Source organism: Shewanella marisflavi, from assembly GCF_002215585.1.
GTDB classification, from domain to species: domain Bacteria; phylum Pseudomonadota; class Gammaproteobacteria; order Enterobacterales; family Shewanellaceae; genus Shewanella; species Shewanella marisflavi.
Genome location: NZ_CP022272.1, coordinates 1,699,526 through 1,715,731, shown reverse-complemented (window position 1 = coordinate 1,715,731; position 16,206 = coordinate 1,699,526). Strand labels below are relative to the sequence as shown.

The 16,206-nt window shown below is 49.9% G+C and carries 12 protein-coding genes; 2 read left to right on the top strand and 10 right to left on the bottom strand.

Annotation, left to right across the window (positions count from 1 at the left end; translation table 11 throughout):
- Nucleotides 1-80: 80 nt before the first annotated feature.
- The 9 genes from CFF01_RS07450 to CFF01_RS07410 all read right to left on the bottom strand — a co-directional run bounded on the left by CFF01_RS07450 (nucleotide 81) and on the right by CFF01_RS07410 (nucleotide 12,785).
- A complete protein-coding gene (locus tag CFF01_RS07450) occupies nucleotides 81-1,799 on the bottom strand; it encodes a sodium:solute symporter family protein (RefSeq protein WP_088904385.1) in 1,719 nt (572 codons plus the stop codon).
- An 11-nt stretch (nucleotides 1,800-1,810) separates the two neighbouring features.
- Nucleotides 1,811-2,077 (bottom strand): DUF4212 domain-containing protein, encoded by a 267-nt coding sequence (locus CFF01_RS07445; protein WP_011866169.1) that lies wholly within the window; start codon nucleotides 2,075-2,077, stop codon nucleotides 1,811-1,813.
- A gap of 287 nt (nucleotides 2,078-2,364) precedes the next feature.
- Nucleotides 2,365-2,994, bottom strand: a complete 630-nt coding sequence (locus CFF01_RS07440; protein ID WP_088904384.1) for a thiol:disulfide interchange protein DsbA/DsbL — start codon at nucleotides 2,992-2,994, stop codon at nucleotides 2,365-2,367.
- A 111-nt stretch (nucleotides 2,995-3,105) separates the two neighbouring features.
- A complete protein-coding gene (locus tag CFF01_RS07435; RefSeq protein ID WP_088904383.1) occupies nucleotides 3,106-3,930 on the bottom strand; it encodes an SDR family oxidoreductase in 825 nt (274 codons plus the stop codon).
- A 48-nt stretch (nucleotides 3,931-3,978) separates the two neighbouring features.
- Nucleotides 3,979-5,187 carry an HD-GYP domain-containing protein gene (locus tag CFF01_RS07430; protein ID WP_088904382.1) on the bottom strand — a complete coding sequence of 403 codons (1,209 nt, stop codon included), beginning with the start codon at nucleotides 5,185-5,187 and terminating at the stop codon, nucleotides 3,979-3,981.
- A 504-nt stretch (nucleotides 5,188-5,691) separates the two neighbouring features.
- A complete protein-coding gene (locus CFF01_RS07425) occupies nucleotides 5,692-6,162 on the bottom strand; it encodes a DUF2919 domain-containing protein (protein WP_088904381.1) in 471 nt (156 codons plus the stop codon).
- A 113-nt stretch (nucleotides 6,163-6,275) separates the two neighbouring features.
- Nucleotides 6,276-8,285: an NAD-dependent DNA ligase LigA gene (gene ligA / locus CFF01_RS07420; RefSeq protein WP_088904380.1), complete on the bottom strand. Its 2,010-nt coding sequence runs from the start codon at nucleotides 8,283-8,285 to the stop codon at nucleotides 6,276-6,278.
- Between the two features lie 67 nt (nucleotides 8,286-8,352).
- Nucleotides 8,353-9,354: a cell division protein ZipA gene (gene zipA, locus CFF01_RS07415; RefSeq protein WP_088904379.1), complete on the bottom strand. Its 1,002-nt coding sequence runs from the start codon at nucleotides 9,352-9,354 to the stop codon at nucleotides 8,353-8,355.
- Nucleotides 9,355-9,377: 23 nt separating this feature from the next.
- The gene (locus tag CFF01_RS07410) at nucleotides 9,378-12,785 is read right to left on the bottom strand and encodes a chromosome segregation protein SMC (protein WP_088904378.1); all 3,408 of its coding nucleotides are present in this window, start codon (nucleotides 12,783-12,785) and stop codon (nucleotides 9,378-9,380) included.
- 187 nt (nucleotides 12,786-12,972) lie between these two features.
- On the opposite strand from CFF01_RS07410, the gene cysZ reads away from it, so the two are divergent.
- On the top strand, nucleotides 12,973-13,746 hold the full coding sequence (gene cysZ / locus CFF01_RS07405; protein ID WP_088904377.1) for a sulfate transporter CysZ: 774 nt from the start codon (nucleotides 12,973-12,975) through the stop codon (nucleotides 13,744-13,746).
- A gap of 76 nt (nucleotides 13,747-13,822) precedes the next feature.
- Here cysZ and CFF01_RS07400 read toward each other — a convergent pair whose 3' ends face one another.
- Nucleotides 13,823-14,929: an RDD family protein gene (locus CFF01_RS07400; RefSeq protein WP_408640513.1), complete on the bottom strand. Its 1,107-nt coding sequence runs from the start codon at nucleotides 14,927-14,929 to the stop codon at nucleotides 13,823-13,825.
- Nucleotides 14,930-15,234: 305 nt separating this feature from the next.
- Between CFF01_RS07400 and cysK the strand changes: the two genes are divergently transcribed.
- Nucleotides 15,235-16,203: a cysteine synthase A gene (gene cysK / locus CFF01_RS07395; protein WP_033540201.1), complete on the top strand. Its 969-nt coding sequence runs from the start codon at nucleotides 15,235-15,237 to the stop codon at nucleotides 16,201-16,203.
- The last annotated feature ends 3 nt before the right edge of the window (nucleotides 16,204-16,206 follow it).

Here is a 16,206-nt window from a genome sequence, read left to right as displayed (position 1 = left end):
ATAAGCAGCTATTAAATCAATAAGATATGAAATAAAAAAAGGGAGCGCATTGCGCTCCCCCAAATCATTCAGATGGGCAACTAGTGGTCGTGAGCCTCACCGGCTCCCTTAGGGAAACGAATCGATTCAACCATATCCACCACATTCTGCGGTACTGCAGCAGTGACTTTGCTTACAATAAAGGCCACAGCAAAGTTCACTATCATACCCAGCATACCTATGCCTTCAGGAGAGATACCAAACAACCAGTTTGCTGCATTGTTATCGCCAGGGTTCACAAACTTGAAGTAGACAATGTAGCTCGCCGAGAACAGCAGACCAATCACCATACCAGCAATGGCACCCTCTTTATTCATGGTACGAGAGAAGATACCCATGATGATAGCCGGGAAGAGCGACGATGCTGCTAAACCGAAGGCTATCGCCACTACCGCGGCCACAAAGCCAGGAGGATTGATACCAAAGTAACCCGCCATCACGATACCCAGAGCCGCAGCTACACGGGCATAGAGCAATTCCTGTTTATCGGAAATATCCGGCATGAAGTTCTTCTTCAACAAGTCGTGTGAAACCGAGGTTGAGATCACCAGTAGCAGACCCGCAGAGGTTGATAGTGCCGCCGCCAAACCACCAGCTGCGACCAAAGCGATAACCCAGGCAGGAAGGTTAGCGATTTCTGGGGTAGCCAGTACCATGATGTCACGGTCAATCTTCATCTCATTGGTCTCGCCATTGGCATAGTAGATCTTGCCATCGGCATTCTTATCATCCCACTTAATCAGACCTGTCTTTTCCCAGTTTTTGATCCAGTCTGGTGCGGTTTCATAAGCAACACCCGTTGATTCAGGACCATTGATAGTCTCAATCATGTTAACGCGAGAGAAAGCAGACAGCGCAGGAATCGTAGTGTACATAATAGCGATGAACACCAATGCCCAACCGGCTGATACGCGTGCATCTTTCACCTTAGGTACAGTGAAGAAACGTACAATGACGTGTGGCAGACCCGCTGTACCAAACATCAACGCACCGGTAATAAAGAAGACATCTATCATTCCCTTAGAACCCTCAGTGTACTGAGAGAAACCGAGCTGAGCCGATAAGCCATCGAGCTTTTCAAGCAAGTAGACACCCGTGCCATTGCCCGCGGCATCCACCAATTCGGCGCCAAAACCAAGCTGAGGCAGAATGTGACCTGTCATCATCACAGAGATGAAGATAGCCGGTACCATGAAAGCGAAGATCAGTACGCAGTATTGGGCCACCTGGGTGTAGGTAATACCTTTCATACCACCTAACACAGCGTAGAAGAAGACCACGGCCATACCTATGTATACACCGGTATCCACTTCCACTTCCAAGAAGCGAGAGAAGACCACGCCGACGCCGCGCATCTGACCAGCAATATAGGTGAAACAGATAAATATGGCACAGATAACCGCTACGGTACGCGCCGCCTGAGAATAGTAACGATCACCAATAAAATCAGGCACAGTGAACTTACCAAATTTACGTAGGTAAGGTGCCATACAGAGGGCCAACAGCACATAGCCACCTGTCCAGCCCATCAGGTACACTGAACCGTCATAACCAACAAACGACACAATACCCGCCAACGAAATAAAGGACGCCGCCGACATCCAGTCCGCAGCCGTCGCCATACCATTCATAACAGGAGGTACACCACCGCCGGCAACATAAAATTCTTTAGTTGAACCGGCACGAGACCAGATCGCAATACCGATGTAGAGGGCAAAAGTGAAGCCCACTATCAAATAGGTTAAAGTTTGAACATCCATCTCATTGCTCCTTAGTCTTCATGAACATTATATTTTTTGTCCAACGCATTGGCTTTCGCCACGTAGACAAAAATCAGTGCAACGAATACATACATCGCCCCTTGCTGAGCAAACCAGAAGCCCAGTTTGAAGCCCATGAAATGGATCTCATTGAGTACATCAACCAATAAAATACCGCAGCCAAATGACACTGCAGCCCAAATTGCTAGCAGTCCAAGTACTAGACGTAAATTTTCACGCCAGTAACCTTCTGCCTTTTCGTTATTTTCAAAAGCCATTGCGACTCCCCTGTGCTGATTATTATTAAGTCATCAATTAATCTAGCAAGCACAGGGCTTAGGACAATCGCGACTTTGGTCTAACGCCAGCGTAAACTTTAAGGCTCAGCGAGGCTTTTTCTTTTAAAAACAAAAACATTAAAGTTGACGCGCGCGTAAACCCATGTTTTTCATAGGCTTACAAACTAGACTAAGGTCGAAGAAAAATGTTAACGAATTGTACAAAAAAAGCCGCTCAGAGGCGGCTTTAGGGGTCAACATTCAACATGGCAATCAGGACTAATACCCTATTGAAGGGTCGCCAGATACGCCAGTAGCTCGGCCAACTCTTCTGGTGAACGCTGCTTATTGGTCACCAGATATTTGCCGTTTACCAATAATGAGGGGACACCACGAATGCCCGACAGTTGCGCCTGGGTATCATAGTCAGCTATGGCAAGCTTGTTATCGACAGAGGCCAGCGCATTATCGATATCAGCCTTAGGTAACCCTTGCGCCACAAAGAACTGAATCAACTCCTCCTGACGCCTGAAGGCGCCATCTCCCTCATGGATCCGCTTAAACAGATTGCCGTGAGCCTGCTCGGTGACATGAAACTTCTTCGCCAGATAATAGGCTTTTTGACTCAATTGCCAACTCGCACGCCCACCAGCCACCGGTGTGCGCTCAAAGACAACTTGGTTATCCAGCTGCGCATTCAATTTAGCCACGGCTGAGGTGATCAGGCCATCCTGACGATAACAATGAGGGCAATTATAGGAGAAGAACTCACGCACTATAGGTTGATTGACCTCAGGAATCCCGGCAACCTTCACATAATCGACCCCTTCCACATATTGAGCGGCGCTAACCTGCAAGGTTGCAAACGTAAGCAACATGAGACTCAAATGACGAAATAGCTTAATGACTTTTTTCATAACCAACTCTTTTATTATCAAAAAACGTCTCTTCCTTGGCGTACCAAGGCCATTAATTTAAAACCTAAGTCCAATCACACAATGACACTCAGCGAAATCTAAACGCCTGCATTAATCACAATGGGCTAGCATCTTTAGCGGATCATCATGACGATACAGGTAGTTTAGTTCCCTCGTAATAAGACCACCATCGACAATCTTGTCATCGCTTTGCATTGCATCGACAAAACTCGGACTCTCTAATCCCAATTGAGTGGCCGCCAGCGTATAAAACTCGGCCTTGGTGGGATGTTTGCTCGCAGACAAGTTATATGCAGGCGACAGCGATCCGCTATGCTCAAGCAGCGCCAACACGGCGCCGACGCAATCATCCAAATGAACAAGATTAACGGCAAGGTTGCCACCAGATACATTTTGGCGCCCCGCTAAAAAGCGCCCTGGGTGTCGTTTCGGACCGATAAGCCCGGCAAAGCGCAGGACAGTGCAGTTGTCACCGCTGAACATTCCTTCAGCCGCCAACAAGGTTTCACTGACAGCGTTAAAGGCCGCTGCATCATGCTCTGTACAGACGGAACCTGGCGCATATACCCCTGTGGTACTGATAAAGATAATACGTTGATAAGTGTGTTTGCCCATCAGGGCCTTGAGGCGTGCAAGCCGGGTAAGATAGGCGTCATCTCCCCGGCGCAGCCCTGGAGGGACATTGATCACTATGGCATCGGTCGCTAAACCTGAAGCAATGGCTTCTTGGCTTACCAAGGGATGCTCATCACAGTCGAGATCCAGGGCAAACCCGGCGATCCCTTCATTGTTAAGGGCCTCGGCATCTTGTTCACTGCGTTTTGAACCCGAAACCTTGTACCCATGTTTAACTAGCGCCTTGGCTAGAGGCAATCCAAACCAGCCACAGCCGACTACGGCAACAGATGCTATCATCTTGAATTCTTTACAGTGAAACCAAGAGTATAAAATAGCGCAATCTGACTATGGGGTGCCAGCAAAATAAAAACTAATGCCACTGTCTGCTTGCAGCACCCTAAGCGCTCCTTCGCTGAGCTCTTCGCGCTTAAGAACGTTCTCGACAAACACCTCTTCCTGGCTTAAAAAGCGCAGGCCAGGTTCGCTGCCGTCTGGATGACAAGCCCAAACTTGAGGCTGTTTGACTGATTGGGTGGTCACCATCACCTTACCCACATCGCCATCACTTAAGCGCACTAAGGTACCGGGAGGATAGATCCCCAGCAGTTTAACCAAAACGGCAATCAAGGTTTCTGAATGCTTACCCGCATGGTTTTTGAACAGATAACCCAAGGCGACCTGCGGCGAGCGACTATCATCGGCCCACAGCTGACCATCATAGTCGTTTGCCAAGCTTACTAACTGAGTCGTGATAGGGATCTTCTTCTCGGTCAAGCCTTCAGGAAAACCTGAACCGTCGATAAACTCATGATGATGCAAAACAATATTCAAGACGGTTTTATTAAAAAGACCCGTCTTGTTGAGCATCTCATAGCCAAAGTTGGGGTGCATCTTAAGGAAATTAGCTTCAGACGTCGTTAATGGCGTCCTTTTACGCCGAATAGACTCAGGCACCTTTAGCTTGCCGATATCATGGAACAGACAACCCAGCGCAATATCACGCATATCAGACTTAGGCAGGTCCATGGCCCTGGCAATCATCAATGCCAGCACCGCCACTGAGATGCCATGTTGAGTCACGCTGTTATCGCTTTCGCCAGCACTGACCAGCGCCAGATTAACTTCTTTAAATTCCAGCATATGATCGAGCAAGTTTTCGACTAAGGCGGCGGCCTCTCGATAGGCACCTTCGGGATCGCTAGCGATCTTACCAAAGGTGGAGCGACACTCATTCACACAATCAATAAAGCGCTTCTGGCTTAAACGCATCGATTTACGCACATTGCGTTTGGCTTCAAGAATAGGATCTATCACCTCTTCTGCGACTGGTCGCTGCTCATCGGCGTCCGCTTCACTCTCTTCCAGCAGCTCCTCGCCCGACAACAAGATCACATAGGGCACCCCCAGACTTTTAATCAACTCAATCTGGGCCTCTTCCTCAATCTTGATACGATTAAACAGGAAAGGATGGTTTTTCCAAGACAAGGGTAATTTAACAGTGATACCTGTTTGTAATTTTGAAAGGGGTAATTGTATGGGCTCAGCTCTAGCCACTCGCAGCAACTCCGTTGTATTTGACCCACATCACCCAGGGCACCTTCATCCGACATCAGGTACGGTAAGATCCCCTAAGAACATGAAAAGCAGCCTAACTTTAATAACATAACTATAGTCAATAGCAACTCAATTTGTACAATCTGTCATTAAATTGACCACTTACGCACAAATTGACACTTGGGACTGATACTGCATAACGAGTCCTTGGTTATAAGATATACACAAAAATTAAGATAAAAAGACCACCCAAATATTGCATACAATATTCAAAAAATGTTAGTATGACATTGTTCTTTAGAGATACATAGCAACCCCGGATTATGTCTCTTTAAAGAGTGTTGCTGTCAATTGTCCTTAATATAAATCTTGTGAATTTGTTGTTTTTCATCTTGATTTATAAGGTATTTTGTAACATTCCTGTATCTTGGAGACTGGATTTTCTTTCGATAAGATATGTTTGGCGCTGCAATTTGCAGCGCCTTTTTTTTCAACGGTTTACCGTTAATCCACCTGGTTTCGCCAGTCTTGCAGGTAGTATTTAAGGTGTTTCGACTTAGCGATATAGAGTAGGCTCCAGAAGAGAAACAACGCATCTAGGCCAAAACTCCAGCTATAGAGAAAGTGATTATGAATAAGACGCTGCATGAGTAATCCACCGTCTACAAACAAAAGTAACAACAATAGAGGCTTTAGCTGGTTAAAGGCAGGCCTTAGCCAGCCAGGCGAACGCTTACGTTCGGCGATGACCAAACCATAGAGCAGCAGCGCACCAGCCCCCGCTGTCAGGGCCATCAAAAAATCAGACTTTTGCGGATAGATAAGTGCCACGAGTCCAGCGCGATCACTGGCTTGAGTGAGGGAGGCGATAAACACACACCATCCCCGCGCAATAAAGGCCAGCATTAGATACAACATCAGTGGTGGCTTAAAGTGTCCGTTGTCGTCTAACCAGTTTATATGCCCAAAATTCAACTCTATCTCCCTCGTCTGTTTATCTCTATATGGCGATGAAGCCGCCAATTTCAACAGCAAAGGAATAATTAGTGAAAAAAACGCCATCAAAAGATGGCGTTTTCAGTGAGGGCTTACTCGCCCAAGATAGTTAACAGCTCGGCTTCATCGATCACCTTAACGCCCAGCTCCTGCGCCTTAGTTAACTTAGATCCCGCCGCCTCACCAGCCACCAAACAATCGGTATTCTTAGACACACTGCCAGCCACCTTGGCACCTAGTGCCTGCAACTTAGCTTTGGCATCGTTGCGATTGAGTTGGGTTAGCGTTCCGGTTAATACCCAGGTCTGGCCCTTAAGTGACAGCGACTCTTCGGCAACTTCCTCAATGGCAGGCCAATGCACGCCGGCCTCGATTAATCTGTCAATCACCTCTAGATTATGGGGTTGCTCGAAAAAGTGCACCAGATGCTGAGCAACAATCACACCGACATCGTCCACCTTCATGAAAGTTTCCGCATCGGCCTGCTTCAGTTTTTCCAAGGTTTTAAAATAGTTGGCCAAGTTTGCCGCGGTCGCCTCACCCACCTCTCGTATCCCCAAGGAATAGAGAAAACGCGCAAAAGTGGTACTTTTGGCCGCTTCCAGCGCATTGACTAAATTGGTAGCCGATTTCATGCCCATACGATCTAGCATGGTGATCGCCGAAGCCGTAAGTTTAAACAGATCAGCCGGGCTAGCCACCAGCTCCTTATCGATCAACTGCTCGACCACCTTATCGCCCATGCCATCGATATCTAACGCCTTACGCGAGGCAAAATGTTTGATCGCTTCTTTACGCTGTGCCTCACAGTAGAGACCACCGCTGCAACGAGCCACGGCCTCCCCTTCGATGCGCTCCACATCACTGCCGCACACAGGGCACTGAGACGGAAACTGAATATCCTGGGCGTCACTCGGGCGCTTTTCAGCGATCACAGCCACAATTTGCGGGATCACGTCACCGGCGCGGCGAATGATCACACTATCCCCTATCATCACCCCAAGGCGGGCGATTTCATCGGCATTATGTAGGGTAGCGTTCGACACAGTGACACCGCCGACAAACACAGGTTTTAAGCGGGCCACCGGGGTCACGGCGCCAGTGCGTCCCACCTGGAAATCGACTCCTTCAAGCAGAGTGATCTCCTCCTGGGCCGGGAACTTAAAGGCGGTGGCCCAACGCGGTGCCTTAGCCACAAAACCTAAACTTTGTTGCTGCGCGATATCATTCACCTTGAGCACCACACCATCTATCTCGTAAGCGAGTTCGCTGCGGCGCGTCAGGATATCCTGATAGTAAGCCAGCATACTTGGGATATCTTCGCAGACCTTCACTTCGGCGCTGACCGGGAAACCCCACAGTTTGAGCTGCATCAGCTGTCCATAATGGCTAGTCTCCAAAGACCAAGTCTCAGGCTCTACGACTCCAAGGGCATAGGCATAGAAAGCTAAGGCTCGACTGGCAGTGATCTTACTGTCGAGCTGACGCAGGCTGCCTGCCGCGGCATTGCGCGGATTCACAAACAACTTCTCTCCGCGCTCGCGCGCCTTGTTGTTAACCGCCTCAAAGGCGGCCTTGGGCATAAAGACTTCACCGCGCACCTCAAGCAGTGGCGGAAAATCTGTCCCTCTTAATCTCAACGGCACAGATTTAATGGTGCGAACATTCTCGGTAATATCCTCGCCCACATTGCCATCACCTCGGGTTGCGGCGCGTTCAAACACCCCATCACGGTACAAGATACTGACCGCTAGGCCGTCGAGTTTAGGCTCACAACAAAATGCAGGCGTCTGTGGCAGCTTATCGTTAATCCGCTTATAGAAGGCGCTAAACTCCTCCTCACTAAAGACGTTATCCAGACTCAGCATAGGTTTAAGGTGAGTCACCTGATTAAATTTACTTAAGGCCTCACCGCCAACCCTTTGGGTTGGGGAGTCGGCAAGGGCGAACTCAGGATGCTCCGCCTCTAGAGTTTGCAGGCGACGCATGAGACGATCGTACTCGACGTCAGGGATAGACGGCGCATCATCGACATAGTAGCGGTAGTTGTGCTGATTAAGCTCGTCGGTTAACTGTTTAATCTCGTCTTGTATAGCTTGCATGGTTTCTTATCCGGTTTAAGCAAAGAGGCCGCTGATGCGGCCTCTATATTCAATTTCAGTTCGGGGATCACATCTGCGCGCGAATGCGTTGCAGGTAAGACTGTTTGGTCTGCTCTGTCCACTCGCTACGGCCACCGTCGAGTACCTCGCCACCTAAATCGTCAGCGAGCTGATGGGCCGAGTTAAGCATGATAGAGAAGTTCATCAAAGGGTCGCCATAACATGGCAGCGTCATAAACAACACGATACCCTGAGTGGTAAACTGCTCCATCTCATCTGGGTTAAACACCCCAGGCTTAACCATGTTAGCCAATGAAAACAGCACCTTGCCTGTTCCCGCATTATCTTCATGACGATGAAAGATATCCATTTCGCCAAACTTAAAGTTAAGAGTCAGCAGGCTAGGCAATAGCTCTGCGCCATTAAGCGCTTCGCCCTCTTTGGCGACCACATGTAGCACTAGCACATCTTGGGGTTCACCCAATGGGGCATCTGCTTGTGGCTCGACTTCTGCTTGAGGCGCTTGAGCGACACTTGCTTCAGCGGGTTCGACAGGAGCAGGCTGCGGCGCTTGGCGCTGCGGTTCCCGCTTATGCTCGGTAACGGGATCTTCAAACAGTGAGGGTTGCGCGGGCCCTTGGCCTAACCCCAGCTCCATCTGCTCAAGTTTGGCATCAACTTCTTCATCAGCAGCAAGTCCACTTGATAACACAGGCTCCTGGCGTTGACGTGGCGCCTTCTGCTTAGGCGCATCAGAAAGAGAGAAATCGCTGGTTCTATTGTCTTCCTCTTCCTGTTTTGTCCGTGCCCCTGCGGGTGTTGCCCGGCTGGTCGCGCTTGCCTTAGGGATCGCGCGCTCTTCACTGTTTGCCTTAACGACTCTAACAGGGCCTATTCCATCGGCGTCAAAACCTTCACTGTCACGTGTTTTTTCTGTGTAAAGCCCTGTCATGGGCGATTCTTTTAATGATTTAGGCTGTTGCCGTCTAATGGACCAAAAACCATGCACAAGTACCGCGATAATGGCTACCGCGCCTAACACGAATAATACCAGTTGCAAATTTTCCATTGATTACCCTGTTTTTCCCAAAATTATACTGCGTCGGCTAATGCGACCGCTTCATCGATATCAACGGCAACTATGCGTGAAACGCCAGGCTCATGCATAGTGACACCTATTAGTTGATCGGCCAATTCCATGGTGATCTTATTGTGACTAATATAAACAAATTGCACGCTTTGAGACATCTCTTTTACCAGTCGACAGAATCTGTCGACATTGGCGTCATCAAGCGGTGCATCTACCTCATCCAACATACAAAATGGCGCTGGATTTAGCCTAAAAATCGCAAATACCAATGATAAAGCGGTTAATGCTTTTTCTCCACCCGAAAGCAGGTGAATTGTACTATTCTTTTTACCCGGCGGTCTGGCCATGATGGTCACCCCGGTTTCCAACAGATCATCGTCGGTCAGGGCCAGGTAGGCACTGCCACCGCCAAAGACCTTAGGAAACAGCATACCGAGATCTTGGTTAACCTTATCGAAAGTCTCTTTAAAGCGAGTCTTGGTTTCCCGGTCAATCTTACGTATCGCCTCTTCCAAACTCCCCAGTGCCTTACTCAAGTCGGCATCCTGACTATCCAGATAAGCCTTACGTTGGCTCTGCTGCTCATACTCTTCGATGGCGGCCAGGTTAATGGCGCCAAGATGGTCAATCTGCGCCCGCGTGCGCTCAAGCACCTTTTGACGCGTCGACAGACTCAGGCTCAGATCCAGCCCGGCTTCAACCTCGCTAACATCGACCTCTTGCTCCTTGAGCAGGGCTAACTGACTGTCAAGCTGACCTTTTATTCCCTCGCGACGTAACTTTAACGCGCTGATGGCTTGAGTCAAGTGCTCTAGCTTGCCAAGCTGTTGTTTTTGCTTGGCTCCTAGCTCATCTGCTCGAGTTTGCAGCTCTGCCTGACGACGCCGCAGCTCATCAAGCCCCAGCTGATTACGCTCTTGCTGTGCCAGGGCTTGGGCCAATTGCGCCGCCTTATCATCGGCAACACCTTGGCCCTCACCACTCTCTTTGCCCGCTAGCTGAGCCTGTAACTGCGCAAGACTCGCCGTTAACTCGACGATCTGCTGTTGCTGCTGCTCGCCCTGCTGGCGATTAAGGGCTATTTCGGTGTTGATGGCTTGCAGCTGCTTTTGATGCTGGGCCAATTGCTGAGCCAGACTCTGACGTTCCTGCCCCAGGGTTTTATGTTGAGTGCGGCCATCAAGCAGACACTTCAACGCCTGTTCGGCATTTTGCTTAAGCAGCTGTAAACTGCGCTCATCCTCTTCAATGGTCTGCGCAAGTCGCTCAATAGCCTGCACTAAAACCTGCTCGCGCCCTTCTTGTTCGCTTAGCTGCTCAGCAAGTTGCGCCTGGCGCTCTTCTTGCTGCGAGATACGCACCTGGGTCGCTTGCACCTGCGCCGCAAGGCGCTCTTTCTCTATCTGCACCCCTTGCAATGCCGTATTCAGCTGAGCGTGACGCTCTCGCGTATCAGCCAAAGCCTGGCCCACCTGCTCAAGCACGGCTTTTCGCTCTTCAATCGCCTCGATGCTGGCGGTAATGCTGTCACTCAATGCCTGCTGCTCGGCTTTAAGCTGTACTAAGTTGCTACTTTGCGCAGCTTTTTGCAGCACAAAGCCACGACCAAGCAGATAGCCCTCGGCGGTGACAATACGCTCATCATCGGCAAGCGTCGCCACCATGTCGCGAGCTTGGGCAAGGCTGTCAGCCCACTTAAGTCTGCTTAGCCAAGGTGACAGGTTGATCTGGCTGGACAAGCCGGTCCATGACTGCGGCTTGGCACGTTGAAAGCCATTCTCTGTTGGCGCGACATCAATACTCTGAGTCAATAAACCATCGAGCACCAAATCAACCGCCTTCTCCCAACCTGGCGTCACCTCAATGGCCTGCCACAAGGCTCGACCAGTCACTGCGTCCTCCTTGGGCAACATGCGCTGCACCACATTCAGGCGCCCTCGCTCTTCTGCCAACGACTGGGACAGCGCATCAATTTGTGTCTGAATTTGCCGCTGCAGCTCTACCTGTTCCGCTTGGGTGGCGAGGATCTGCTCTAGCTCAGCGCTGTGTTCATCGGCCTTATCCGATAACAGCTGACATTGGGAGGTTTGCAGCGCCAGGTTGGCGGCTTCATCGATCTGGGTCAATTGGCTCAGCTGCGCCGAGCAGTTCTGACGCTGACTGGCCAGCAGATCGAGCGCGCTCTGCTGATGCTTAAGTTCCCCTTTGCTCAGTTCAAGACGTAACTGACACTGGTTAACCCTTTGCTTACTTTGGGTGTCATCGTCGATAAGCTGCTCAAGGGCGTGCTCAGCCTCAAGGATCTGCTCATCGAGCAACTCAAGTTGCTGCTGTATTTGGCTATGATCCTGCTGCGCGCTTAACTGACGCTCGGCGAGACTCTCTTTGGCATAGGCGAGCGCTTGAGACTGCGCCTGCAGCAATGAGAGCTTATTGGTTTCCTGCTCGATACGCTGCTTAAGATGGGCATCTTGTTGCTGACGATGCTTGATCTCCTGCTCGAGCTTAGTGATCTGATTAGCATTAAGATAAAACGTCTCGACCTGATGCTGTTCCTGGCGCTCGAGGTCATCGAGTTGCAACTGAAGTTCGGTTAGGCTTCGGGCCAGCGACTGACCACTGGCGTCGGCTTCACTCTGGGTCAGGAGTTTTGCATCAATCTCTTTGGATAATTTTTCGGCCTGAGTGCTCAGCTCAAGATACTTGCTGACCTCAAGCTCAGCCTGCTGCTGTCGCTCTGTCTGTTTTAGCGCCCGGTACTGCCTGGCGGACTCGGCCTGCTCCGCCAACTTATCAATTTGACGGCCCAGCTCCTGACGAATATCCCCCAGACGCTCTAAATTTTCACGGGTATGGCGAATGCGGTTTTCGGTTTCTCTGCGCCGCTCTTTATAACGGGAGATGCCAGCAGCCTCTTCGATAAACACCCTAAGTTCTTGAGGTTTGGACTCGATTAGGCGAGAGATAGTGCCCTGCTCAATAATGGCGTAACTGCGAGGCCCAAGGCCAGTGCCCATAAAGAGATCGGTGATATCCTTACGGCGGCACTTCTGCCCGTTAAGAAAATAGCTGGAATCCCCATCACGGCTGACTTGACGCTTAACTGCGATCGCCTGATAGCTGGCGTATTGCCCGCCCAGTCGCCCCTGTTGATTATCGAAGTAAAGCTCGACGCTGGCCACAGAGATAGGACGTCTTGCCGTGGAACCGTTGAAAATGACATCGGCCATGGAGTCGCCGCGCAGATGCTTGGCCGAACTCTCTCCGAGCACCCAGCGCACCGCATCGATAACATTTGACTTTCCGCAGCCATTGGGGCCTATGATGGCCGTAAGCGGTTGGTTAAAGGGGATTTTAGTTACATCAACAAACGACTTAAATCCAGCAAGTTTTATCTGTGTGAGTCTCATTGTGCCAGTTAGGTCGTCTTATGTGCGCGCTTGCGGCGCCACTGTTATTATTGGCTGTCACTTTATCAAAGCATGCCGCATTTTGTAACGTTTTTTATCCCAGCCGACGTGATTTCGGCCTTGTTTTTAAAATGGGGCTGACACACAATCCCTGTTAAGCAAGATCTAAGGATATTCAGATAAGACTATGAATCAAAAAGCAAGCAAGCCCGGTAAAAGCGGCGTTAACTATTTTCTGGACGGCTTTCGGCTGATCAAACAGCCAGGGCTAAGACGCTTTGTCTTCATTCCCCTCAGCGTTAACCTGGTATTGTTCTCCACGGTGATCTACTTTGCCATCGGTCAGCTGGAGCAGGTATTTCAGTGGATCAATGGTCAACTGCCAGAATACCTGAGCTGGCTCAACTTTCTGCTTTGGCCCTTGGCCGTGCTGACCCTGTTGGTGGTGCTCTCCTTTGTCTTTAGCTCTGTGATGAACTGGATTGCTGCGCCTTTCAATGGTTTGTTAGCGGAAAAAGTAGAGCAATATCTGACGGGCAAAGATCTCAATACCGGCGGCACTATCGACCTGATTAAAGATCTGCCCCGTATACTGGGACGAGAATGGATCAAGCTTAAATACTACCTTCCCAGAGCCATACTATTTCTTATCCTGTTCTGGGTGCCCTTTATCGGTCAAACGGCCGCGCCCGTGCTCTGGTTTCTCTTCAGCGCCTGGATGATGGCCATTCAGTACTGTGATTATCCCTTCGATAACCACAAGGTGCCTTTTGATGATATGAAGTTTGCCCTCAATCAGACCAAAGGCAGCAGCTTTAGCTTCGGCGCCGCCGTCACCCTGTTTTCGATGATCCCCATCATTAACTTTATCGTGATGCCGGTAGCGATTTGTGGCGCAACATCCATGTGGGTCGATAAGTATCGCGATGCCTATCGCAACGTGCAGATAGCACCCGAATAGACTCAGCTGAGTAAAAAAAGGCCTGCAATTGCAGGCCTTTTTTATGAGCTCACACAGGTGTCGAAGGCACTGCGCCCTATGAGGGTATCGCCTGTTCAGGCGCGGCTTTGGGTTTAGAGAGGTCAATCACCACAGTCTCGGAGATCTTATCTTGAATCGCCTGACGGTTGGCGTCCCAGTAGATCTGCAAGAACCCCAAGAGGCCGGTAGCAAAACCGGCGCCATAGCCACCATAACGCCCAAAGGCATCCCACAGTGAGATGGCCGAGGCGTCCAGCGGTATCACGCGGATATTCAATAGCTTCTTACCCAAGGTCTGACCGTCAAACCAGGCGGTGAATACAGTAAAGTAGAAGGCGGCCCAGCCAAAGCCTAAACCCAGATCATTTAAAATGCCTTTTGCCCACTCAAGCAGACTATAGGGAGATGGCTTGTCATCCTCATTTTCTAACTGAGCTGGGTCGATAACCAGAGGGTTAAGTTTATCGCTAGCCTCTTGACGGTGAGACTCGGCGTCTGACCTAACATCCTGGGAGACTTCTTGGCCGCTGCCGTCAAGATTTCCATCTGTGACAACTGTCGCTTTGGCATCAGCTTGGCTGTTGGGGTACGCCTGCTCCACACGCCGCATCAACACATCTTTGTCCTGAGCGGGTATGGACAGCTCCTTGATCAGCTGAGATAAAAGCGCCTTTTTTTCGCTATCGCTTGCTTGTAACGGGTCGAGTTTGGCCAAGAGCTGCGTCAGCTTCTCATCGGCGCAGCTGGCCTCTTCACACAAACTGAGCGCCAAGATCTGTGGCATCAGCTTCAATGTACTCACAGAGTCCACCTGAAGAACGTTCGGCTGAGCCGTTTTCTGCTCACCATTCCCTTCGCCGTAAGAGATGATATTGTCACTGGTCACCCAGATGGTCATCACGAGCATAGAGAAATAAAGCGCCCATTTAAGTGCTTTACCCAATTGGTGACTACGACGCTCAATCACTAAGGTTAAGCCAACCAGCAAGATAAACAACGCCCCAGCCTGCTCCGCCAATACACTGACTAATAACGCATCGATTAACATGGCAAGACCGCGCTTTAACGGTGAAGCCAAAGGTGTATAGAGCACCTCAGGTGCGACATGAAAGGCAAAAGGGGTGACAATCGTTTTAGGATCTTTGTTTTTAGGCCCTTTCAATTTAGGCGTTTGGGAGTTCGCAGAGCGATCCTCGGGGCTCGGCACATTCGTCCCACCAATCCTGTCGTTAATGCTGCTCACTCATCCGCTCCCTGCAATTTATGCTAATTATTTTAGCTAGCTGACTTGATACATTTTGTTAAATTATCAATAGGATCCCCATTAGGCTAGCCCCTTCAGCGATGTAATTATGATATAAGTGACAGCTTTTATAACAGAAAGGAATAACGAAGATGAAACTATCATTTCTAATGCGCCCAAAGCGCACTATGATTTAGCTGTATACATTAAGGAGCAAGTAATCCATGAGTAAAATTTTCGAAGACAATTCATATACCATAGGTAATACACCTCTTGTTCGCCTAAATCGCGTCAGCAAAGGCAAAGTGCTCGCCAAAGTTGAAGCGCGTAACCCAAGCTTCAGCGTTAAGTGTCGTATCGGCGCAAATATGATTTGGGACGCCGAAAAGAAAGGCTTGCTCACTAAAGATAAAGAATTGATCGAGCCAACATCGGGTAACACCGGCATCGCACTGGCTTATGTCGCGGCGGCCCGTGGCTACAAGCTGACCCTGACCATGCCTAACACCATGAGCCTTGAGCGTCGCAAGCTGCTTAAGGCGCTTGGCGCAAACCTAGTGTTGACTGAAGGCGCAAAAGGCATGAAAGGCGCCATCGACAAGGCCGAAGAGCTGCGTCAATCTGCTCCTGAGAAATACCTGATCCTAGGTCAATTCGATAACCCAGCAAACCCAGAGATCCACGAGAAGACCACAGGTCCAGAGATCTGGAACGATACCGATGGCGAAGTCGATGTCGTAGTTGCTGGTGTTGGTACAGGCGGTACCATTACAGGTATTAGTCGTTACATCAAGCAGACTCAAGGCAAGGCGATCACCTCTGTCGCAGTTGAACCTGCCGACTCTCCAGTAATCGGCCAAACCCTAGCAGGACAAGCGATACAACCTGGTCCACATAAAATCCAGGGGATTGGTGCCGGCTTCATTCCAGGTAACCTGGATCTCGAAATGGTTGATCGCGTCGAAGCGGTAACCAACGAGGAAGCCATTGAGATGGCTCAGCGCCTAATGAAAGAGGAAGGTATCCTGGTCGGTATCTCTTCAGGTGCAGCGGTTGTTGCTGCAAACCGTATCGCCGAGCTACCTGAATTTGAAGGGAAGAATATCGTAGTGATCCTGCCATCGGCAGCTGAGCGTTACCTTTCATCAGTACTCTTCCAGGGCCAATTTGGCGATGCGGAAAACGTGCAGTAATCA

Bases quoted from the DNA above. Each gene is read 5' to 3' on its own strand.
- CFF01_RS07445 (WP_011866169.1), bottom strand. From the start codon at position 2,077: ATGGCTTTTGAAAATAACGAAAAGGCAGAAGGTTACTGGCGTGAAAAT.
- CFF01_RS07450 (WP_088904385.1), bottom strand. From the start codon at position 1,799: ATGGATGTTCAAACTTTAACCTATTTGATAGTGGGCTTCACTTTTGCC.
- ligA (WP_088904380.1), bottom strand. From the start codon at position 8,285: ATGCAAGCTATACAAGACGAGATTAAACAGTTAACCGACGAGCTTAAT.
- cysZ (WP_088904377.1), top strand. From the start codon at position 12,973: ATGAATCAAAAAGCAAGCAAGCCCGGTAAAAGCGGCGTTAACTATTTT.
- cysK (WP_033540201.1), top strand. From the start codon at position 15,235: ATGAGTAAAATTTTCGAAGACAATTCATATACCATAGGTAATACACCT.
- CFF01_RS07435 (WP_088904383.1), bottom strand. From the start codon at position 3,930: ATGATAGCATCTGTTGCCGTAGTCGGCTGTGGCTGGTTTGGATTGCCT.
- CFF01_RS07410 (WP_088904378.1), bottom strand. From the start codon at position 12,785: ATGAGACTCACACAGATAAAACTTGCTGGATTTAAGTCGTTTGTTGAT.
- zipA (WP_088904379.1), bottom strand. From the start codon at position 9,354: ATGGAAAATTTGCAACTGGTATTATTCGTGTTAGGCGCGGTAGCCATT.
- CFF01_RS07440 (WP_088904384.1), bottom strand. From the start codon at position 2,994: ATGAAAAAAGTCATTAAGCTATTTCGTCATTTGAGTCTCATGTTGCTT.